The 21964-nt window shown below is 71.0% G+C and carries 19 protein-coding genes; 3 read left to right on the top strand and 16 right to left on the bottom strand.

The window, feature by feature from the left end:
• Window positions 1-127 precede the first annotated feature (127 nt).
• The gene (locus tag ABZ463_RS20520; protein WP_362777968.1) at window positions 128-439 is read left to right on the top strand and encodes a PASTA domain-containing protein; all 312 of its coding nucleotides are present in this window, start codon (window positions 128-130) and stop codon (window positions 437-439) included.
• Here the strand turns inward: ABZ463_RS20520 and ABZ463_RS20515 are convergent.
• Window positions 415-1278, bottom strand: coding sequence for a lysophospholipid acyltransferase family protein (locus ABZ463_RS20515; protein WP_362777966.1), 864 nt, complete (start codon window positions 1276-1278; stop codon window positions 415-417). The genes ABZ463_RS20520 and ABZ463_RS20515 overlap by 25 nt on opposite strands.
• Window positions 1275-2015, bottom strand: coding sequence for a GNAT family N-acyltransferase (locus tag ABZ463_RS20510; protein WP_362777964.1), 741 nt, complete (start codon window positions 2013-2015; stop codon window positions 1275-1277). The genes ABZ463_RS20515 and ABZ463_RS20510 overlap by 4 nt, the downstream gene beginning before the upstream one ends.
• A 115-nt stretch (window positions 2016-2130) precedes the next feature.
• On the opposite strand from ABZ463_RS20510, the gene serB reads away from it, so the two are divergent.
• Window positions 2131-3348: a phosphoserine phosphatase SerB gene (gene serB, locus ABZ463_RS20505; protein WP_352010988.1), complete on the top strand. Its 1218-nt coding sequence runs from the start codon at window positions 2131-2133 to the stop codon at window positions 3346-3348.
• 9 nt (window positions 3349-3357) lie between these two features.
• Here the strand turns inward: serB and ABZ463_RS20500 are convergent, their stop codons facing one another.
• The 5 genes from ABZ463_RS20500 to ABZ463_RS20480 form a co-directional block, all read right to left on the bottom strand.
• Entirely contained in the window at window positions 3358-5445 is a 2088-nt protein-coding gene (locus ABZ463_RS20500) for an FUSC family protein (RefSeq protein ID WP_362777961.1), read from the bottom strand.
• Window positions 5446-5461: 16 nt separating this feature from the next.
• Entirely contained in the window at window positions 5462-5956 is a 495-nt protein-coding gene (locus ABZ463_RS20495) for a histidine phosphatase family protein (RefSeq protein ID WP_362777959.1), read from the bottom strand.
• Between the two features lie 206 nt (window positions 5957-6162).
• Window positions 6163-8496 (bottom strand): sodium-translocating pyrophosphatase, encoded by a 2334-nt coding sequence (locus ABZ463_RS20490; RefSeq protein WP_362777956.1) that lies wholly within the window; start codon window positions 8494-8496, stop codon window positions 6163-6165.
• A gap of 514 nt (window positions 8497-9010) precedes the next feature.
• On the bottom strand, window positions 9011-9457 hold the full coding sequence (locus tag ABZ463_RS20485) for an ATP-binding protein (protein ID WP_352010992.1): 447 nt from the start codon (window positions 9455-9457) through the stop codon (window positions 9011-9013).
• Between the two features lie 2 nt (window positions 9458-9459).
• On the bottom strand, window positions 9460-9810 hold the full coding sequence (locus ABZ463_RS20480; protein WP_184711921.1) for an STAS domain-containing protein: 351 nt from the start codon (window positions 9808-9810) through the stop codon (window positions 9460-9462).
• A 154-nt stretch (window positions 9811-9964) separates the two neighbouring features.
• On the opposite strand from ABZ463_RS20480, the gene ABZ463_RS20475 reads away from it, so the two are divergent.
• Window positions 9965-12307, top strand: coding sequence for a DEAD/DEAH box helicase (locus ABZ463_RS20475; protein WP_362777952.1), 2343 nt, complete (start codon window positions 9965-9967; stop codon window positions 12305-12307).
• 894 nt (window positions 12308-13201) lie between these two features.
• Here ABZ463_RS20475 and ABZ463_RS20470 read toward each other — a convergent pair.
• From ABZ463_RS20470 to ABZ463_RS20430, 9 genes are all read right to left on the bottom strand, one after another.
• The gene (locus ABZ463_RS20470; protein ID WP_362777949.1) at window positions 13202-13858 is read right to left on the bottom strand and encodes a 3'-5' exonuclease; all 657 of its coding nucleotides are present in this window, start codon (window positions 13856-13858) and stop codon (window positions 13202-13204) included.
• A gap of 703 nt (window positions 13859-14561) precedes the next feature.
• Window positions 14562-15137, bottom strand: coding sequence for an Rv3654c family TadE-like protein (locus ABZ463_RS20465; protein ID WP_362777947.1), 576 nt, complete (start codon window positions 15135-15137; stop codon window positions 14562-14564).
• A gap of 126 nt (window positions 15138-15263) precedes the next feature.
• Entirely contained in the window at window positions 15264-15614 is a 351-nt protein-coding gene (locus tag ABZ463_RS20460; protein WP_352010996.1) for a TadE family type IV pilus minor pilin, read from the bottom strand.
• Window positions 15615-15658: 44 nt separating this feature from the next.
• Window positions 15659-15907: a DUF4244 domain-containing protein gene (locus ABZ463_RS20455; RefSeq protein ID WP_352010997.1), complete on the bottom strand. Its 249-nt coding sequence runs from the start codon at window positions 15905-15907 to the stop codon at window positions 15659-15661.
• Between the two features lie 158 nt (window positions 15908-16065).
• Window positions 16066-16650, bottom strand: coding sequence for a type II secretion system F family protein (locus ABZ463_RS20450; protein ID WP_362777944.1), 585 nt, complete (start codon window positions 16648-16650; stop codon window positions 16066-16068).
• Window positions 16651-17018: 368 nt separating this feature from the next.
• Window positions 17019-17738: a type II secretion system F family protein gene (locus tag ABZ463_RS20445; RefSeq protein WP_362777941.1), complete on the bottom strand. Its 720-nt coding sequence runs from the start codon at window positions 17736-17738 to the stop codon at window positions 17019-17021.
• Window positions 17735-19063 carry a TadA family conjugal transfer-associated ATPase gene (locus ABZ463_RS20440; protein WP_362777938.1) on the bottom strand — a complete coding sequence of 443 codons (1329 nt, stop codon included), beginning with the start codon at window positions 19061-19063 and terminating at the stop codon, window positions 17735-17737. Before ABZ463_RS20440 ends, ABZ463_RS20445 begins: the two co-directional genes overlap by 4 nt.
• The gene (gene ssd / locus ABZ463_RS20435) at window positions 19060-20106 is read right to left on the bottom strand and encodes a septum site-determining protein Ssd (protein ID WP_352011001.1); all 1047 of its coding nucleotides are present in this window, start codon (window positions 20104-20106) and stop codon (window positions 19060-19062) included. Before ssd ends, ABZ463_RS20440 begins: the two co-directional genes overlap by 4 nt.
• A gap of 1013 nt (window positions 20107-21119) precedes the next feature.
• Complete coding sequence (locus ABZ463_RS20430; RefSeq protein ID WP_352011002.1) at window positions 21120-21893, bottom strand: oxidoreductase; 774 nt, start codon at window positions 21891-21893, stop codon at window positions 21120-21122.
• Between the last annotated feature and the right edge of the window lie 71 nt (window positions 21894-21964).

The following is a 21964-nucleotide window of genomic DNA, read 5'->3' as shown; positions in this document are numbered from 1 at the left end:
CCGCCGGGCATGCCCGCCCTTCGCCACCGCGAAAACCCCGGGTTACGGCCGTAGGCCGGCCGGCCGAAACCCTGTGGGGGCTGCGCATCCGATTTCCTCGGCGTACTCTCGGCACGGGTGAGAAGACTTGGCTGACTTCGTGGTGGTTCCTGACTTCTGCGGAAGTCAGGCGTTGAACGCCTGGCTGGCCGGGCACGACGCCGGGGTGCTTCTGCAGGGGCCGGACCCCGACAGCCCTCAACCGGTCATGGACGGCGTCGTGGTGGCCCAGAAGCCCCCGCCAGGCAGCCGGATCGAGCGCTGGGGCGCGGTGACCGTGTGGACGCGCCACGATCCCGGTGAGGGCGGGGTCCGTGAACCACGGCGCCCGTCCGCGCCCCTGGGCACGCCGGCGGCCGAACCTCCCGGGGAGGATCAGGCGGCCACCCGGGCTCCGTGAGCGGTCGGCGCGATCACCACCGAGGCGATCGACGACTCCGCGGCCCACGCCAGCGACCTGCGGTCGCGGGCCTGGACCGGCGGCAGCAACGTCACCTCGACGGTCAGCCCGCGCAGCCCGGCGACCCGCAGGACCGAGGCGGCGAGCGAGTCGTCGCCCAGGTAGGCGGCCTCCACGGCCGGGGTCCCGCCGGGTCCCAGATACCTCATCGCGACCGGCCTGACCGGCGCCCCCGCGTCCAGTGCCGCCTGGAACACCGCGCGCCTGAACACCCCCATCTCCCTGCCGCACCACCTGGTCCCCTCGGGGAAGGCCGCGACCGGGTCCCCCTCCCCCAGTGCCCTGGCCACCCCGGCGACCGCCTCGGGCAGCCTGGACGGCCTCTCCCCGTCCATGAGCACCGCCCCCGCGCCGACGGCCATCTCCCCGACCAGCGGCCAGCCACGGACCTCCCGTCTGGCGAGCACACGGCACGGCACGACGGCCATCATGACGAGCGGGTCGAGCCACGACACGTGGTTGGACACGATCAGCGGCGCGACCCCGGAGACGGGCAGGGCGCGCGGCCCTGCCGCGGAACCCGCGAGGAAGGCGAAGCCCGGCCTGGCCGCGACCCGGACGCCGAGGGCCCACAGCGCGAGCCTGGACCACACGCTCGCCAGCCGGGCGCGGCCCGCCGTACCGAGGAGCCTGACCGGCAGGGCGAGCAGCGCGCCCGTGAGGACGACCAGCGAGACCGCGACCAGGCGCAGCGCCCGCAGTGGCGGACCGACCTTCGGGCCCTGGGGCGTCAGGCAGGTGCCCGACCGGCACGGCGCCTCGGGGGACCACACGATCATGCCGGGGCTCCCAGGAAGTGCCGCCGGTAACGCGGGTTCAGGTTCGCCATCGACAGCAGCACGAAGAAGTCCGCGGTGCCGAGGTCGGGGTTGTGCGCGGGCGGCCCGCAGACCCAGGCACCCAGCCTCGCGTAGCCCCTGAGCGGAGCGGGGACCGTCGCCGTCCCCGTGCCCCGCCTCCTGGTGCCGCGCCAGGGCAGGCGCGGGGTGACGCGGTACTCGGGAGGGCACAGCGGAAGCCTCCGCATGACCTCGGCGACCCCGGTGACCCCGGAGACCGGGACCGAGCAGCACCCCGCGACCCACCGGTGGCCCCCGGCTACCACGTAACGCGCGATGGCCGCCCACATCAGCCCGATCACGGCCCCGCAGCGGTGGTCGGGCCGCACGCAGGCCCTGGCGGCCTCGACCATGTCCGGCCTGACCCCGGCCAGCGGGCGCAGGTCGAAGGTCGAGTCCGCGTACAGCCGGTCGGCCCTGCGCGGGGACAGCAGCCGGTGGGTCCCCACGACCTCGCCGCCCTCGCCGTGCCGTACGAGGAGGTGGTCGCCGTAGGCGTCGAGGGGGTCGACGTCGAGACCGGTTATGGGGGTGTCCAGCCGAGCGCCCATCTCCTCGGCGAACACCTGGTGACGCAGGCGTTGCGCCTCCCGCATGTCGGCGGCGGTCTCGGCCAGCCCGACGGTGTATCCGACGGCGTAACGGGTGGCCCGCTGCCGGGCGGGGATGGTCGTCATGACCATATGAAGGCAGGGCCAGATGACGTGTGACGGGAGGTCGCCGAGAACGTCAGGCGTCCGGATGATGAACCGCATTCACGATCGTTTTGGGGGCCAAGTAGCGTAGATACCGATGAACCAGCGCACGCTTCTGATCACGTTGTCCGGACCGGACCGCCCAGGGGTAACCTCGCGGCTCTTCTCCGTCCTGTCCGGCTTTCCCATAGTCGTCGCCGACGTCGAACAGGTCGTCATCCGCGGCAGGCTCACCCTCGGCGTCCTCGTCGCCTACTCGGGCGACACCCCCACCGGGACCGGCGGAACGCTCGGTGCCCTGTGGACCGCCGTCGAGCGGACCGCCGGGGACCTGGGCCTTGAGGTCGAGCTGTCCACCGGCTCGGACCTGCAGGAGAAGCGCAGGCGCGGACGGTTGCACGTGACCGTTCTCGGCTCACCCCTGCAGCCGGCCGCGATGGCGGGCATCTCAGGCCGGATCGCGGCCGCGGGCGCCAACATCGACCGGATCGAGCGGTTGTCGAACTACCCGGTGACCTGCTTCGAGCTGGCCGTCTCCGGGGCCGACCCCGACACCCTCCGCGCCGAACTGGCCGTCGAGGCCGCCGCCCAGCAGGTCGACGTGGCCGTACAGCGCAGCGGCCTGCACCGCAGGGCCAAGCGGCTGATCGTGATGGACGTCGACTCCACGCTCATCCAGGCCGAGGTGATCGAGCTGCTGGCCGCGCACGCGGGCTGCCTTGAGGAGGTCGCCAGGGTCACCGAGGAGGCGATGCGCGGGGAGCTCGACTTCGCCGAGTCGCTGCGCCGCCGGGTCGCCCTGCTGGCCGGTCTGCGCGAGGAGACCTTCGAGAAGGTCCGCAAGGAGCTCGTGCTGACCCCCGGCGCCCGCACGCTGGTGCGTACGCTCAAGCGGCTCGACTACCGCTTCGCGATCGTCAGCGGCGGCTTCACCCAGCTCACCGACGCCCTCGTCGAGGACCTCGGCATCGACTACTCGGCGGCCAACACCCTTGAGGTCGTGGACGGCGTGCTGACCGGCCGGGTCGTCGGCGAGATCGTCGACCGTCCCGGCAAGGCGCGGGCTCTCGAACGCTTCGCGCGTGAGGCGGGCATCCCGATCAGTCAGACCGTGGCCATCGGCGACGGCGCCAACGACCTGGACATGATCGCGGCCGCCGGACTCGGCATCGCGTTCAACGCCAAGCCGGTGGTCCGCCAGGCCGCCGACACCGCGGTCAACGTGCCCTACCTCGACGCGATCCTCTACCTGCTGGGCATCCCCCGCGCCGAGGTCGAGGCCGCCGACGCCGAGGACGGCGTCGTGACCGCCTGAGCCGGCCGTTCAGGTGCGCGGGGCGGTGAACGAGGCCAGTCCGAGCGCCTCGGCGCCGAGCCCCCTCAGGGCGGGCCGCGCGGCGACGGCGTGCATGACGCCTCGCCGCACACCGGTCATCCGGTCCGCCGCCCCCTCGTCCACCTCGCCGAGACGGCGCTCGGTCAGCCGGTCGACCTGGGCGCCCAGCTCGTCGAGCACCCGGTCGAGATCGTCCGCCCTGGTCAGCGGCCGACCCGTCCTGACCGCCTCCGCGACGTCCTCAAGCCGGTCGGCGACCATGTCCAGGAGGGTGACCGTCGGCCCCGACTCCTCGACCGGCGCCGGTACGGCCAGCAGCGCCAGCGCGTTGTCCCGCAGCCGTCTGGCGGCCGTCACGGCGTCCCTGAGCCGTTGCGGGGCGCTTCCGCCCGGCTCCTTGTCCAGCCGGTCGAGGGAGTCGCCGAGCAGCCGGGCAGCCTCCGAGGCGTCGGAGATCCGCTCCAGAACCGCCTTCGGGTCCCGGTCGACCAGCGAGCGCACCAGCGTCGCGTGCCGTTCGAGGGTGTCCACGATCCTGCCGGTCAGGCTGGCCCGGTGCCCCCTCGGCCACAGCAGCCGCGCGACGACCAGTGCCAGCGCCCCGCCCGCGACCGTGAGCGTCACCCTGGCCGCCGCCGCTCCCCAGTCCAGCGGCAGCGTGAAGTCCGACAGCATCAGCGACAGGGGTGTGGCGAACATCGTCCAGTAGCCGTAGCTGACCCCCCTGAACGCGAACCCCAGCAGGGCGCACACCCCGATGAACACGATCAGGTACGTGTGGCCCGGCGCGACCGCGAGCACGACGGCCGCCCCGGCCGCCCCGACCGCGGTGCCGACCACCCGCAGCGTCACCCGGTCGACCGTGTCCCGGTAGGCGGGACGGAGGCTGACCAGCACGGTCACCACGAACCACTTGGCGTAGTGCTCGTGGGCCAGCAGCATCAACGCCATCGCCAGGGTCACCGCCAGGCCGAGCCGTACGGGGTGGTGACCGGTCGACAGGACGGGCAGGCGGGGCCGGGTGAACCTGGGCAGGCGCGGGCCGACCTCGACCGCCTCCTCCGCCTGCTGGGAGATCGACCGCACCGCCGTACCGACGCGGTCAAGGCAGCGGCGGATCTGCCCGAGCAGCACGGCCGCGGGCAGCGGTGTCCTCCTGGCGTGGGCGGCCCTGCGGACCTCCTCGTTCAGGTCGGCGAAGCGCCCGACCGCGTCCATGGCCTCCGGGGCCGCGGCCTGGCCACCGAGGGTGACCGCCTCCCGCAGCGCGTGGGCCAGCGCCTCGGTCGTCTCGTCCAGCTCCTCGGCCCACCGGCCGTCCGGATCCTCCTGTACGGCGGCCGCCCGCAGCACCCGCAGCGCGATGGTCTCGCGGAAGATCCGGTCCAGGGTCGTCAGCAGCCGTTCGAGGGCCCGGTCGTCCTCCTGCGACACCCGGTAGAGGGAGAAGGCCCTGGCCGCGGCGTCGTGGGTCGTGACGGCCCGCCGCCGCAGCGACTCCCAGCTCTCGTCGGACAGGGGGGCGCGTCCCGCCGCGACCAGAAGGTCGGCCAGCGCCGTACCGGCCTCCTCGAAGGCCGTGCGGAGCGGTTGGAGACGGCGCACCGGCCACAGCACCAGGACCAGCGCCGTGATCAGCAGACCGCCCGCCGCGGTGATCGCCATACGGGCAGGCAGACCGGCCCCGGAGGGCGCGAAGTAGGTCAGGGCCACCGCCAGCACGGCCGGGACGCTGATCACCGGCCAGACCGCCCCCGCCGCGGCGACCAGGCCGATCACGACGGCCGCGAGCCACGGCCACGGCTGGATCAGCTGCCCGAGTCCCACCCCGAGCGTGGCCATGAACGCGGTCCGCAACAGCTTGCGCGCCCTCTCCCCGTACGGCAGGCCGGGGGCGTCGCCGAAGACGGTGAGATAACCGCCCAGGGCAGCCGTCGCGCCCTCGCGGACGTGGCCGGTCAGAACCCCGGCGACCAGCGGCAGGCAGATGGCCACGGCGCACAGCAGGCCGTACCCCCACGCGGGACGCGCGGCGACCGCGAAGTCACCGCGTAGCGCCCCGGCGATCCTGCGCATGCCACCCCGTGTTCCCCTACTGCTCCTTGGGGCTCCAGCGCGCGACGGCACGCCCGGCGTCGAGGCCGGACCACTCGTCGTCGGTCTCGATGACCGCGAACGCGCCGGGCGGGAAGCCCTCGTCGTCTCTTGTGGTGAGCAGCTGGACCAGCTCGTGGACACCGGGGTTGTGACCGACCAGGACCAGCGTGCGGACCTCGGGGTCGCCACGCCTCAGGAGGGCGAGCAGCTCGTCGGCGTAGGCCTCGTAGATCTCGGACTCGTAGACGACGTCCGTGCCCGGCAGCGCCAGCTCGGCGGTCTGCCTGGTACGCACGGACGGCGAGCAGAGCACCAGGTCGGGCTGGACACCCAGGTCGGCGAGCACCCGCGCCACCCGGTCCGCGTCGCGGCGCCCGCGCTCGGTGAGAGGCCGCTCCCTGTCGGCCAGCCCGGGGATGTGCGCCGCCTTCGCGTGCCTGAGGACGACCAGCGTCCGTGCCCCGTTCGCCCCGTTCGTCCCGGCGCTCATCTCGACGCCCACATCGCCGTGCCCGCGATCGCCGCGAAGACCACGACCATCGCCAACAGGATGAACACGAGCGCTCTGCCTCCTCCGGAGGGCTGCTGTTCCATACGGATCAGTCTTCCACCGTGGGGTCCCGCACACACCGATGGGCTCATGTACGGGAAAAGGGGTGCACGAGGACCGTGCACCCCTTCACACCGGTTCGCCCGTCAGCTGGTGACCGGCTCCCGCGTACGGTCCACGTGGTTGTCCTCGGTCGGGGAGATGCTCGCCGACCGGCGCTTGGAGACCACGACGGCGCCGACGACGATGGCCACCGCGACCAGGGCGATCCCGGTCCGCAGCGCGACGTTGTCGGCGTAGATCACCACGGCCGGGGCGATCAGCAGCGCCACCAGGTTCATCACCTTGAGCAGCGGGTTGATCGCCGGTCCCGCGGTGTCCTTGAACGGGTCTCCGACGGTGTCGCCGATGACGGTCGCCTCGTGGGCGGAGGAGCCCTTGCCTCCGTAGTGACCGTCCTCGACCAGCTTCTTCGCGTTGTCCCAGGCGCCGCCCGAGTTGGCCAGGAACACCGCCATCAGCGTGCCACAGGCGATGGCACCGGCGAGGAAGGCGCCCAGCGAGGGGTAGCCGAGGGCGAAACCGACGGCGATCGGGGTGAGTACGGCCAGCAGACCCGGCGTGGCCAGCTCCCGCAGCGAGTCACGGGTGCAGATGTCCACGACCCTGCCGTAGTCGGGCAGCTCGGTGCCCGCCATGATGCCCGGCTTGGTGCGGAACTGCTCGCGGACCTCGAAGACCACCCGTCCGGCGGCCCTGCCGACCGCCATGATCGCCAGACCGGAGAACATGAACACCACCGCCGCGCCGACGACCAGGCCGACGAGCACGTTCGGCGAGTCGACACTCAGGTTGAACACGCTGAACGAGCCGAGCGCGTCCTTCACCGCCTGACTCGCCGAGCTGAGCTGGGTCTCGACCGCTGTCCTGAACGCGCCGAACAGGGCCGTCGCGGCGAGTACGGCGGTCGCGATCGCGATGCCCTTGGTGATGGCCTTGGTGGTGTTGCCGACCGCGTCGAGCGAGGTGAGCACCCTGGCGCCCTCCCCCTCGACGTCGCCGGACATCTCGGCGATGCCCTGGGCGTTGTCGGAGACCGGGCCGAAGGTGTCCATCGACACGATCACGCCGACCGTGGTCAGCAGGCCGGTTCCGGCGAGCGCGACGGCGAACAGGGCGACGGTGACGTTGCCGAAGCCGAGCAGGAACGCCCCGTAGACGGCGGCGCCGATGACCAGCGCCGAGTAGACCGCCGACTCAAGGCCGACGCTGATGCCGGACAGGATGACGGTCGCGGGACCGGTGCGGGCGCTCTCCCCGATGTCCTTGACCGGACGCCGGTTGGTCTCGGTGAAGTAGCCGGTGAGGATCTGGATGGCGCTGGCCAGCACCAGACCGATGAGCACCGCGCCGATGGCGATCAGACGGGGGTCGGTGGTGATCGCGGCGATCTGCGGGTCGACCCCGCTCAGCGCGGAGAAGCTGCTGGGCAGGTACAGGTAGGCCGCGACGGCGACCAGGACGGCGGAGATGGCCGCGGAGATGAAGAAGCCCCGGTTGATCGCCGCCATCCCGTTGCGGTCACCCTTGCGGGGGGCGGTGGTGAAGATGCCGATGATGGCGGTGAGCACACCGATCATGGGCACGACCAGCGGGAAGACCAGGCCCTCCGTGCCGAAGGCCACCTTGCCGAGGATGAGGCTGGCCACCAGCATGACCGCGTACGACTCGAACAGGTCGGCCGCCATGCCCGCGCAGTCACCGACGTTGTCGCCCACGTTGTCGGCGATGGTCGCGGCGTTGCGCGGGTCGTCCTCCGGGATGCCCTGCTCGACCTTGCCGACCAGGTCGGCGCCGACGTCGGCCGCCTTGGTGAAGATGCCGCCGCCGACCCTCATGAACATGGCCAGCAGCGCGGCGCCGAAGCCGAAGCCCTCAAGAACCGCCGGGGCCTCGCCGCCGTAGACGATCACGACGATGGCGGCGCCGAGCAGGCCGAGGCCGACGGTGATCATGCCGGCCACGCCGCCGGTGCGGAAGGCGATCCGCATGGCGACCTTCTCGCCGGACTCACGGGCGGCCGCGGCGACCCGGACGTTCCCCCGGACCGCGAGCCACATGCCGACGAAGCCGGTCAGCGCGGAGAAGACCGCGCCGACCACGAAGAAAACGGAACGGCCGACGGCCACTCCGGTCGAGTCCGCGGGAAGCAGGTAGAGCAGGAAGGGAATGAGGACCACGAACAACGCCAGGGTCCTGAACTGCCGCGTCAAATACGCGGAAGCCCCTTCCTGTACGGCGCGCGCGATGTTCCGCATGCGCTCGGTGCCTTGGCTGGCAGCGAGCACCTCCCGGACCAGCACGGCCGCCACGGCGAGTGCTATCAGGGCCACGACGGCCACAGCGATCACGATGTTGAAGTGAGAACCGCTCAGGGAAACCGCTGGCTCTGCAGCAGCGGCGAGATCGAGCACAGGCATCCGACTCTCCTTGGCAAGACGGGAACACGTCCTGCCCGGACTGCGCCGCGATAGATGATCGGCAGTGGGAGCGGCGCGCATCCGGGGTGGTTGGCAATGCCGCTTCCGGTTGCGTCCGCAGACCTCCCACGGAACTCAGCCCTCCTACGAGCCGTTTCCGAAGGACAAACCTTGGCCGGTGCCGGGAGTCTACGCAGCGAGGACGCCGATATGAAGCCTCCGCGCGTGGCCATTTGATGACAGGGTCAGTAATCCTTCCCGACTCCCATGGTTAACAGGAGACTCAAATCGGGGCAGGAGGTTCTTCGCCAGCCTTCACGCCTGTTTCGGTCTGCACGTATCAAAGTTATGTTTGCCCCGCTTCGACCCCCCCAAACAGACAGCCGGACGCGCCCTGGAGGACGCGCCCGGCTGCCGGGGTGTTCACGCTGTCAGATCACGCTGGGGAGCCGCTCGCCGGTCCCGTGTCCGGATCATGTCCGGACCGGGAGCGGGTCGTGGGGGGTGCGGACGGTCAGACCGCGGACAGGCCGTTGGCCGTGGCGGGCCAGCTCATGCGGATGCACATGCCCTTCTGGCTCGGATAGACCTGGACGTCGTCGGCCAGCCCCACGATGACCGCGATGCCGAAACCGGACATCAGGGTGTCGGGAAGTTGCACGAGCGGGTCCTCGAAACCTAACGAGACCTGCTCCTGCTCCAGCTCGTCGCTCGGGGCCGCATCCGTGACGGTGACCTCGAACCGCCCGAGATCATCACGTAGCTCGATGCGGATCGGCTCTCCCGGACAATGGAGACGATGTGCCTCGACAGCCCGGGAACACGCCTCACCGACTGCGAGCCGTACCTCGTCCAGCAGCGACTCCTCCACCCCGGTGCGCCTGGCGATCGCCGTGGCGACCAGGCGTGCCGTACGCACATGGGCCGGAAGGGCGCTGAACGTCAGCTCGACGGTAGCCATGATTACTTGTCTGAGCCGTGAGCTTCCTTGGCCTCCTCAACCGAGGCGTAGATCCCGAAGACCTTGGTCAGTCCGGTGATCCGGAAGATCTTCAGGATGCGCTCCTGGGTGCAGACCAACTCCAGTGAGCCGTCGTGCGCCCGAACGCGCTTGAGCCCGCCGACCAGGACACCAAGGCCCGTCGAGTCGAGGAAGTCGACCTTCTCCATGTTCACGAGAAGGTGGAAGTTTCCCTTGTTGACCAGGTCGATCAGGAGCTCACGCAATCTGGGCGCGGTGTAGACATCGATCTCACCCTCGACCTCAACGATGGTGAGACGGTCCTCGGAATGGTGGTCCAACTTCAGATCCACAGATCCTCCAGCGCCTTGCCTGCGAAAGTACCGATTCAGGCGTGACTCCCGGGACCGGGTGGCCCCCAGACGACAAGCCCCGACGCGCGGCATTCAACCATGCGTACGCTCAGTGTCTATACGAAATCACGATTCCCGGCGACTCTGCCCACAGATGCCAGACTGGAAACCAGTGACTCCGACCTCATCCTCCTCCCTCGGAGCGGGTTCCGCGCTCGACGCCCTGCTCCGTGTTCCCGCACGTCACGATCGCGTGACCCACGTCGAACACGTTCCCGCACGTCAGAGCGGCCAGGTCGGCTGGCCGGACTGGGTTGAGGAACGACTGGTTACGCGCTGGGCGAACCGTGGGATACCGGGCCTGTGGCCGCATCAGGTCGAGGCCGCCGAGCTGGTACGTCGCGGCCAAAACGTGATCATCGCCACCGGCACCGCGTCGGGCAAGTCCCTGGCCTATCTCGTCCCCGCCCTGTCCTCCGTACTGGACGGGGGCACGGTCCTGTATCTGACGCCGACGAAGGCACTGGCCGCCGACCAGCTTCGTGCGTTGAACGAGCTGGACCTCCCCGAGCTGCGCGCGGCCACCTACGACGGCGACACCCCCTACGAGGAACGGCTGTGGGTCCGCAAGCACGCCAACTACGTCCTGACCAACCCCGACATGCTCCACCGCTCGCTGCTGCCCCGCCACGCCCAGTGGGCGGCCTTCTGGCGGCGGCTGAGGATGGTCGTGATCGACGAGTGCCACGGCTACCGGGGTGTGTTCGGCTCGCACGTCGCGCAGATCCTGCGGCGCCTGCGCCGGGTCTGCGCGCGCCACGGCGCCCGGCCCGTGTTCCTGCTCTCCTCCGCGACCGCCAGTGAGCCCGGAGCCTTCGCCGAGCGCCTGACGGGCCTCCAGACGGCCGAGGTGACCGTGGACGCCTCTCCCCGGGGCGCGACCACCTTCGCCCTCTGGGAGCCGCCCCTGACCGACCTGCGGGGCGAGAGGGGCGCCCCGCTGCGGCGCCCGGCCACGTTGGAGAGCGCCGACCTCCTGGCGGACCTGGTCGCCGCCGAGGTTCGCACACTCGCCTTCGTCCGCTCGCGCAGGGCCGCGGAGTCGGTCGCCCTGACCGCCAGGGCCAGGCTCCAGGATCTCGTGTTCGGCACCGGGGCACCGGAGGACCTGCCCGACAGGGTGGCCGCCTACCGGGCCGGATATCTCGCCGACGACCGTCGCTCGCTGGAGAAGGCGTTCCGTTCGGGAACGCTCGCCGGGCTCGCGACGACCAACGCGCTGGAACTCGGCGTCGACGTGTCCGGACTGGACGCCGTGCTCATCGCGGGCTGGCCCGGGACGAGGGCCTCGCTGTGGCAGCAGGCCGGCCGGGCGGGCCGTGCCGGGCGGGACGCGCTGGCCGTGCTGATCGCCAGGGACGACCCGCTGGACACCTATCTCGTCCACCACCCCGAGGCCCTCTTCGGCCGCCCGGTCGAGGCGATCGTGCTCGACCCCGGCAACCCCTACGTGCTCGGGCCCCACCTGTGCGCCGCCGCCGCCGAGATCCCGCTGGCCCAGGACGACCTGGAGATCTTCGGGGAGGGCACGAAGGAGGTGCTGGCCGACCTCGTCACGGACGGCCTGCTCAGGGAGCGGCCGACGGGCTGGTTCTGGACCAGAAGGGAACGGGCGACCGACCTCGCCGACATCAGGGGGTCGGGCGGGCCCCCCGTACAGGTCGTCGAGGCGTCGACGGGGCGGCTGCTCGGCACCGTCGACGAGGCCTCCGCGCACACCTCCGTGCACACCGGCGCGGTCTACGTCCACCAGGGGGAGACATTCCTGGTGGAGGAGCTGGACCTCGACGCCGGGGTCGCCCTCGTGGAGGAGGGCAGCCCCGACTACACGACCTTCGCCAGGGACGTCACCGACATCTCCGTCCTGGAGTCGCTCCGCTCCCACCCGCTCGGCCCGGGGGAACTCCACTTCGGCTCGGTCGAGGTGACCCGCCAGGTCGTCTCCTACGTCAAACGCCGCGCCCAGAGCGGCGAACTGCTCGGCGACGAACCTCTTGAGCTTCCCGCGCGCACCCTGCGCACCCGGGCCGTCTGGTGGACCCTGCCCGCCTCCGCGACCGCCTCCCTGGCCCAGGAGGGCCTGGACCTGGGTGGGGCGGCGCACGCGGCCGAACACGCCTCCATCGGCCTGCTGCCGCTCTTCGCGACCTGTGACCGCTGGGACATCGGCGGCGTCTCGACCGAACTGCACCCCGACACCGGCCTGCTCACCGTCTTCGTCTACGACGGCCACGAGGGGGGCGCGGGCTTCGCCGAACGTGGCTACGCCCGTGCCGTCGACTGGCTCACGGCCACTCGGGAGGCCATCCTGGCGTGCGAGTGCGAGCGGGGCTGCCCGTCGTGCATCCAGTCTCCCAAGTGCGGCAACGGCAACGACCCTCTCGACAAGGCGGGAGCTCTGCGCATGCTCGCCGTTCTGCTCTCGGTCGGCTCCTGATTCCGTTTCCCGGCCGTCAACCGAGGGCCTGCCGGAAGGCCTGTTCCGTATATCCCTCCACTGTCGCTCCACATGAAATCGCGTACGAGATCTCGGCATGGGGATCGGTAACGGGGTCTGGTACGGGGGCCTGATGTCAGGAATCGACATGAGGGCTCAACCACGTGAGAGAACGGCTCATGGGGTGCGGGATTTTTCTTCGGGCAATGGAACTACGGAGAGCCGACTTCGCGTACTCCGGGGAACACGTTCCATCTCCATGGTGGCCAATCATCCAACCGGCGCTTCCCTACTGCTTCGCGAACCTCCGCTACCGGCGCTCTCGTCATCTGGTGTCCTCCTGTCTTCTCCGAGGGCTTTCCGTCCGTCGTTCTGGGCGTCGTTCTGGCCCTCGTTCCGGCCCGGCAGACGGTTCCGGGGTGTACACGATGATCGACGAGGAGCACCCGCTGAGGTGGGGGTGAGACCTGAACCCCGCAAGGCCTGATGAAGCTCTGCAAAGCCTCATGAAGCTCCGCGAAGCCTGACGAAGTCCCGCTAAGCCCGGCGAGATGGAGATCCCCCGCGAGTCCCGGTGGAGGGCAGGGGAAGTTCGGGAAGGCCGAGGCGAGAAGGTCAATGCGTTCCTGACAAAAACCCCCTTCATAAAATCAAACTTCCGACATAACCGTTTTTATGTGAATTACTTCCCGGGAAGTTTCGCCTCTCCCGTTCCCGCGCCGCGTGAGGTTCTCCGCCCGCCGGAGAAGGCCGCCACGGGCCGTACGGCCGACGGTCCATGCGTGCCGGGTCGAGAACGGCCAGGAGGCCGACGCCCGAGGCAGGTCACCCGTCGATACCTCATGGGACCATCGCCAGAGCGTGTCGGGACGCTCCCCGGAACAAGAACGCTCCCTAGAACAACTGTGACCGGTCGTCCTCATGCGACCTGCTCTCCTCGGCACCGGTCGCGTCGGGCAAACCTGCCGCCGTGTTCAGTTGGGCGAAGGTGTAGTCGACGCCTCCCGGGATGTCTCGCAGCAGACTTCCCAGCAACAGGGCGGCTCCCACCGCGTCCCACAGCGCCCGGTGCGGCACACTGCCGGTCAGCCCGTTCACCTCCTCGGTGAGCCCATAGTGATCCAACAGCGCCGTCAGCCCCAGCCGCCGGTTGTGGGGGTGGACAAACCGGGCGAGCTTGAGCGTGTCGATCAATCCGGCCAGGCGGATGCCGGGGCAGCACAACTCCAACAGCCGCGCGTCGACACGTACGTTGTGGCCGACGACGACGGCACCGCCCAAACGGGTCACCAGCTCCGGGCGGATGTGCTCCAGCGGTGGGGCGAGCCCGAGCAGGTCGTTGGTCAGTCCGGGCGAGATCCACCGGTGGGGCGGGATGTAGCGGCCGGGGTTCACCACGGAGTGGTAGGCGCCCGAAAGGTCAGGGCACCCGTCGTCCAGCGGGACGACGGCCACTTCCAGGACCGCTTCCCGCTCCCTGTCCTGGCCACCGGTCCCCTCCAGATCGAAGGCCACCAGACGGGGCACAGCGGTCCACGGCTGATCATGCATGGTGTTCTCTCCCCGGTTCGGGTCAGTCGTCGTGGCGAACCGTGGTGTGGGGAGCGCCCTGTCGGCAGCTCTTCACTCCGGCCGCGATATGAGGTTGGTGTTCAGCGACAGCTCCCGAGAGGAGACAGGCGATCCGCGCAGTCGTTTCGCCTTCTGCCGGGTGAATCGGAGAGGAGGGGCCGGAGGGGAGGTTCCGCTGTTTTTTGGTGTAACCGATGCCCTGCCCGTCTGGCCAGGGCATCCGGCGTCACACATCAGGATCAAACCGCCATGGCATTCGCAATCATTCGACACCACATGGGTCTTCTCCTTACTGACCGGCTGTTCACCGCGGTCACCCTGGGTCACCCCAGGTTCGCTTCACGGATCTTCGCGCCCATCGTGGTCGGCCAGACGCCGACCGCCATGCCGGTTCACCCACGGTGACGTTCCGCCGGTTCCGCGCCTGCCGTGAACGCCGGGAAGGCCCTTACCGCCCACAGCACCGTTACGGACTCCTTCCCTCGCGACACGCACGACCGGCCGGTCCTCACCACGGCGAAGATCCAAGGAACAGACCCTAGCGTGAAGAGCGGGCACGTCTTGGCAGGTCACCGGGAAATTCACGTCGTCGGCCGACGGTGACCACCCCCCTGGGATCTCCGCCACCGGCACGTAGCCGACGACCGCGGCACCTGGCCGGCGCGTGCAGCCACCTGGTCGGTCAGGACCCGGAATCCATCGCCGGAACGGGCGCAGCCGATCTTCGCGAAGGGGAGGGTCTTTCCGGGGGTGGGCCTCTCACCGCTTCGTCGGCCTCTCCTGTGGGGACGGTGAGCTGGACGGGTCCGGCACGGGCGACGGCTGTGACCGTTTGGGGGCCCAACGTGGGCAGGCGGAGCCGTACTGTCACCTGGACGTCGGCGACCCCGTGACCGTTGACAGAGCACCGGGTGAGCCGCACCCCGTTGCCCTCGGCCAGTGAGGCCGCCTGGGCGCACGCGCGTCGTGGATCGGCGAAGGCCAGGCGTGCGGCGGCGAGGGCACTCAGATCCGCGGCGCTCATGGCGCGGTGCCGGGCGACCCTGACCGTTCCGGCGAGCATGATCACGGCCATCGCCATGAGGACCAACGTCATGAACCCGGCCATCCAGATCGTCGCCCCTCCCCGGTCAGCTCCCCGCCATCTTCCTGCTGTTCTGCTTGTTGTGCCTATCGAGCCGCCTGTCAGGCTCGCTGCTGTTTCAGCGTTTCTTGTCGCTTTTCTCGTCTGTCGCCCGTCTGGCCCACGTCGTCTCATGCCTGTCCCCCGTCCTTCCTTCGTGCTTCCTCCGTGGCTTGGTCGCCTTCTTCCACGATTTCTTCACCGTGTGGCCGTCTCGTCCGTGCGACCTGCCCCGGCTTCGCCTCGCGGGGCTCGGCCCCCTCACTCCGGCGTTCCACCTGGCTGTTCCACACCCGGCTCGGTGATGGAGACGGCGGTCGCGTGAACGGTGACGCCGGGCAGCGACGCGCCCCAGCCGGGAACGACGTTCACGGACACCTCCACCCGGGTGGTCTCCGCTCCTCGGGTCACCGTCACCCGCGCCCCCGCCGGAGCCGCGGCCAGGACGACGCTTCGCACCCGCTCCAGGGGCTCGCCTCGCGACGCGGCCCTGGCACCCGCCCGAGCCGCGTCCACGCACTCAAGCCGCGCCCCCACCGTCGTCACCGCCCACAGCGCGACCGCCAGGACAATGACCAGGGCGGGAAGCGCGACCGCGGTCTCCGCGGTCACCGACCCCCTCGATCGGCGGAGGGACGCAGCGGATCTCACGGGGGTCATCCGGCCACGTTGAGCGCTCGCTTGATCAGATTGCTGATCATCTGCCGGACCTCGGGGCTGGTCACCACCTTGAAAAGGAGCATCGCGAAGGCGCAGGCGGCGATCGTGCCGACGGCGTACTCGGCGGTGGACATGCCTCTGTCGCGGCCGGTGAGCATGGTCAGCCGGGCCCAACGGTCGTGAAGCCACCGCCTCAGCCTGGGGCGGCCACAGCCGGTGGACGGTGGGGACACCATCGGGGACATCGTTTCCTCCTGGGAGGGTCGTCGGGGTTGTCGCCGGGCGGGCACCCGGCGCCGGTCAAGGTCAGCTTTCTCGATGAGGACCGGGCTCCGGGGCCGCGAACAGCGTTCTGTGGATAACTCGGGGACGCGAGCGCGCCCTGTGGAAAACATCGGGGGATTCAGGGAAACAGCACGTCACCGGCGAGGCCCGCCACGACGGGAACGATGCCCAGGCAGACGAAGGCGGGCAGGAAGCAGAGCCCCAGCGGGGCGACGACCTGAACACCGACCCTCCTGGCAGCGGCCGAGGCGGCGGAACGGGCCTCCTCGCGGGCGTCGTCGGCCAGCCTGGTGAGAACGTCGGCCACGGGCGCGCCGCTGAGCGTGGCGCGGCTCATCGTCCGCGCCAGCGCGGCCAGCGGTCCCTCGGCCGACAGCGCCCGCCAGGCCTCCTCAGGAGCGGCTCCCAGCCTCAGTTGCCCGCCCACCCACGCCAACCGGTCACCGAGCGGCCCACCGAGCGCTCCGGCCGTCATGTCGACGGCACCGGCGATCGGCTGTCCGGCGCGCAGGCAGGCGACCATGAGGTCGACCGCGAGGGGCAGGTCGGTCATCACGCGGTCGCGCTCCTGACGGAGCCAGGACGGCTGCCGCCTTCGCGCGGCCTCCAGCGCGATCGCGGAACCGGTCACGCCGGCGACGAGCCCGGTGGCGCCCCCGAGCGCGAGGAACGCCGTCAGGCCGACGATCGCGCAGAGCACCACCTCTCTACGCTCCGGCCGTCGCCGTCCTCCTGAGGCGGGGGCCGAGGACGGTGTCCAGACCCGCTCCGTGACGGGTGAGCCCCGTACGGCGGGCCGTGAAGAGAAAGGCGGCGGAGAGGACGGACTCGAAGGGGCTCGCAGGGCCCGGTGGACCCGATCCGCGGGACCCTCGGGCGACGTCCACAGCCATCCGGCGGTCCCGGCGAGGACGACGGCCAGCACAAGGATCACCCCGGCCGCCGTGGTCGTCCGGCGAAGGCGGAAGAGACAGGGAACAAAGGACACCTCCAAAACGCGGCAGGGATCAGGAACGCCGGACACAGGCGACGAACCGGCACCGAGGCCGAGGCCCTGCGACAGCCTCGGGATCAGAAACGCTGGGCACGGGCGACGAGGCGGTTCGTCCACCACAGGCCGCAACCGTCGAGGGCCAGACCGGCCAGGAGGCACCCCGCACCGGCGGGACCTCCGAACAGGAAGCCCAGAGGATCCATGCCGAGCCCGGTCGCCATCAGCAACCCGAGCGCGGGCAGGAAGGCCAGCAGGCGGGCGGTGGCCCGGGCACCGGCGAGTTGGGCGGCGAGATCCTGACGGTGGGACCGTGCCTCCCCGAGCGAGGCGGCCACGCGGTCGACCAGGACGGACAGGGCCGCCCCGGTCGTCGTGCTCACCCGCCAGCAGGCCGCCAGGTCGTGGAATGCCTCTCCGCCCTGTTCGGGAGCGACGGCCAGCAGGGTGGAGGGAACGTCGCCGCCGTCTCTCGCGACCGAGGCCAGAGGACGCGCCACCGCGGGATCGGGAAGATCGGTGGCCGACACGGCGCGGGCCAGCGCCTCTCCGGCGGTCCGCCCCGCCGCCAGTTCGGCGGCGAGGCCACGACACAGTTCGATCGACGCGATCCGCCAGGCCCTCGCGCGTCTCGACGGCAGAGAGCCCAAGAGAAGACCGAGCGGCGAACCCGGTCGGCGCGAACGCCCGGCCGGACGACGCCGATCGCTCCCCGCCCGGAGCAGGCGGGCGGTCGCCTGATCTGCGCCGGTCCACAGCCACCCCGACAGAGCGGCCAGCAGCACGGCCACCACCGTCATGGCGGCACCCCATGCGCACGGGCTCTTCCACCGATCCCTACGGCGGATGGAGGACCGGCTCGGCCGCCCACGGCCTCGGGAGGCTCTTCGCGCGACCGGCGGCCCGCCTCCGGCGGCCGGGTCTCTCCCCGCGTCAGAGCCAGGACGGGCGAGTGGGGCACACCGGGAGCACGGGCCGTGAGGACGGGCAGCCCCGGCCCCGTGGTCGTCCGGCCGTCGGAAGAGAAGGTGAGGGCGGGCTCGACCTCGACCAGCCCGGAGGGACGCCGGACCATCACGCATATCTCGGCCACCCGGCGGCGCCCGTCGGTGTGGTCTCGGACGAGGTGGACGACGACGTCCAGCGCGGCGGCGAGCTGACTGTGGACGGCCTCCCTGCTGAGGCCGGCGGCACAGGCCAGGGCTTCGAGGCGGGGCGGGACGTCGGCCGCCGTGTTGGCGTGCAGTGTGCCGCATCCGCCTTCGTGGCCGGTGTTGAGGGCGCTGAGGAGGTCGACCACCTCGGCACCGCGGACCTCGCCGACGACCAGACGGTCGGGACGCATGCGCAGGGCCTGACGCACGAGATCGCGCAGGCACACGCCACCGGCCCCTTCGAGGTTGGCGGGGCGGCTCTCCAGCCGCACGACGTGCGGGTGGAGGGGACGCAGCTCGGCCGAGTCCTCGACCAGCATCAGCCGGTCTCCCGGATCGGCCAGGGACAGCAACGCCGACAGCAGCGTGGTCTTTCCCGTGCCCGTCCCACCCGTGACGAGGAAGGCGAGTCTCGATCGGACCACGGCACTGAGCACGGGCACGGCTTCGGCCCTGACGGTGCCCGCCCTGACCAGGTCGGGCAGGGTGAACGTACGGCGTGGCGGAAGCCGTAGGGACAGGCAGGTGCCTCCCGCGGCGACGGGCGGCAGGACCGCGTGCAGCCGCACGCCCCCGGCGAGACGGGCGTCGGCGTAGGGGCAGGCGTCGTCGAGACGCCTGCCCGCGGCCGCCGCCAGCCGCTGGGCGAGCCGCCGGAGCGTCTCCTCGTCGGGGAAGACGACGGATGTACGGCGCAGGCCCCTGCCGTCGTCGACCCACACCTCCTCCGGGCCGTTCACCAGCACGTCGGTCACGTCGGGCTCGGCCAGCAGCGGTTCGAGGGGCCCGGCGCCGATCAGGTCGGCGCACAGGGCACGGGTCACCGCCAGGATCTCCGCGTCGCCGAGCACCGCGCGCTCGGCCCTGAGGGCGGCCGCGACGTGGGCGGCGCTCGGCTCGGTCCCGGCGCGGGCCAGGCGTATCCGGACGGCCTCGACCACCTCGGGTGAGACCATGACCTCCCGGATCATCGTTCGGCCTCGGGCAGCGAGTTCAGGAACGACGCGCAGAAACGCCCCAGTGGGGTCCGCCCGCCGAGCGGAGGTGGATCGCCCCGGTTGAGGGCGGCGGTGAGCCTGGGCTGGTCGGGAAGGCCTCCGGCGCACGGCAGGCGGAGGGAGGAGGTGACGACGTCGTCGTCCAGGACGCCGCTCCGCACGACGGCCCGTATCTCGGTGGTGTGCTCACGCAACCGGGCCAGCGCCTGCGCCGCGGCCAGCACACCGCGCACGTCGGCGGTGACGACCAGCAGGGTCGCCGCCGCCCTGGCGAGCGCCTGCGCGGCGGCGTGGTCGCAGTGGCGCGGCAGATCGACCACGACCAGGTCGAAACCGCGCATTCCCGCCTCAAGGACCGAGCGCATCGCCTCCGCGGGGATGGTTTCGACCTCTCCCCTGCCGAAGGAGAGCAGGGTGAGCTCCGCGAACGTGGGAAGGGCGGCCTGGAGCGCTGCGGCGTTGATCCTGCCCTCGCGGGCGACCAGGTCCGGCCAGCGGGCGCCCTTCGCCTCCTCCTGACCGAGGAGCAGGTCGAGTCCGCCACCGAGTGGGTCGGCGTCGACGAGCAGGGTGCGCAGGCGCCGCCGGGAGGCGGTCAGCGCCAGGGAGGCCGCCAGGACGCTGGCCCCGGCTCCGCCGCGCCCGCCCGCCACGCAGACCACGGGCCCCGCCCTGGAAACCGGCTCGACGGCGTCGGCGAACTCCTCGACCAGCCGCCGCTCGGCCGAGGGCAGTTCCAGGACCGTCTGGGCACCGACGGCGACGCACCTGCGCCACGCGTCGGGATCGCCGGGAGCGCGGGTGACCAGCAGAACGCGGTCTCTGGGCGGTGGCCCGGTCGCCGCCAGCGTGTCGGCCATGTCACCGCCGACCACGACGAGCGGGGCCCGGTTCCAGTACGGCCTGGCGTGCGTGGGCGCGTGGGCGACGTCGAGCTCGGCGCCCGCCGCGGCGGCGACCCGGAGAAGGTCGTCGAGCAGATCGTGGTCCTCGGTGATGACCAACGGACGGTCCAATGGTGCCTCCCTGGGATGCGGGAAGCCCACTTTCCGCCAAACGCCCTCCCCTCGACGGCGCCGAACGCCGTTCTGTGGAAAACCGGGGAGGGACGGTCCCGCCTGTGGACAACCGGCCGACAGGGCGCGACCAGACGGTGAGACACGGCAGGGAACAAGGACGGGACAGGAGCAGGCGGTGAGACACAGCCGGAAGGCAGGACACGACCAGACCGGAAGGCGGGGCGCGGTCAGGTCGCGAGACGAGAAGAGCCCAGGGACCCGGCCCTCGTCGATCCGGTCGGAGCCTCACGAAGGAACGTCCCGGCCGTCCTCCGCGTACCGCCGTACGCGGGGTGGGGAGAAAAAGTGGCGACCCCCGCCGGGGGGGGGGAGAGCGGGGGCCGCCAACCGGTCCGGCTCTGGGGGGGTAGAGCCGGTCCCGTTTCAGAAGAAAGCCTCAACGGTTGACCAGGGCATGGCAAGGACATTGCATGCCCAAGCGTGCGTGGTCTCTCCACTTTGTGGAGATACCACCTCATGCTGCCCGATCAAGTTGAGTTTCGTCGAGGAGCAATCTGCAGTTTCCGCTAGTTTTTTTCAATGTAACGATCTCGCATAGGCATAGCGGCCAATCGGGCGCGTCCCTAATAGGCCCGTTTTCGATCACACAGCGTGACCGGCCGCCAGGGGTCGCGAAGATCGCCCAGCACACCAGGCGCCCTACATGGGCGATTTGTCCATAAATGTCCCATGTTCGGTAAAGGACCCGCCCCAAGGGGTTCCCAACAGCCCGAATCCGTCATACAAAGGGTGCACGGACCACTTGTCCGAGTTGTCCGAGCACGAACCGCCGGGTACCCACGTGCCGCCGAGCCGCGGGAGGCACGTCGAGTACGGGTCTCGACCCGTTCCGACGATAGACAGGTGCACGCTTGGTAACCCGGTGGCGTCGTGTTAGCGACGGCGCCCCATGACCAGGGGCGCCGTCTGCTGTGTCCGAAAGGCGCGTCGGCGAAAGGCCGCAGGACACCTCAGCCGCGCTGCATGGCCTCACAGATCGCCGTGGCCTCACGCACCCCGAGGACGACCGCGTCCGCGCAGTGCCGTACCCACGTCGCCATCCCGTCCGGCGTCCCGCTCAGGTAGGCCCGCAGGCCCCGCGGGTAGGCGGCTCCGAGTTCGAGGTGACCGACCTCCACGACCGCCAGCGACTTGGGGTCGAGGCCGTACTCGACCAGCGTCAGACGCTCCGCCGCCCTGGCGATCACCCCGTCGGCCGATCCGAACGGCCGCAGCACCGCCAGCTCCGCGTGGACGACGGCGGCCAGCACCAGGGCGGGTGCCGAGGTCGGGCCGGTCAGGAGGCCGACCAGGCCGTCCACCCGGGCCACTGTCTCCTCGGGCCCGGGAGCGGCGCCCAGGCCGAGCGGGTCGGGCGCCGTCGTGGAGGACCGGGGGCGGCCCAGGTCGTCGCCCTGTCCCGACGCGGCGAGGGTGTGCAGCCTCGCCAGCACCTGGCGGGGTGCCGTACGCCAGGTCGCGCCGAGTCGTCCCAGCTCGGCCGAGACGCGTAGCGCGCCCTGGACGACCGGGTCGGCGGTCTCGGGGACGGCTTCCAGCGGGACGTCGGCGCCGTCGAGGGCGGCGGACGCGCGGGCGCCGCGCAGCGCCGACCTGGCGGAGACCTCGGGACTCTTGCGCCGCAGCACACGGTGGCCGTAGAGCCGGTCGACGGCCTTGCGCGCCTCGGCGACGGCCTCGGGTACGCCCGGCATCTCCGCGATGACAGCCAATGGGTCGCTCACGCTCCCCGACCATAGCGGCCGGGTGCCGGGAGGCGGACACGCCCCGTCCTTACGGACAGCCCGTAAGTACG

The sequence above is a fragment of the Streptosporangium sp. NPDC020145 genome (assembly GCF_040631275.1).
In the GTDB taxonomy this organism is placed as follows: Bacteria; Actinomycetota; Actinomycetes; order Streptosporangiales; family Streptosporangiaceae; genus Streptosporangium.
Note: the sequence above shows the minus strand (reverse complement) of the source record. Positions and strands in the feature narration are given on the sequence as shown.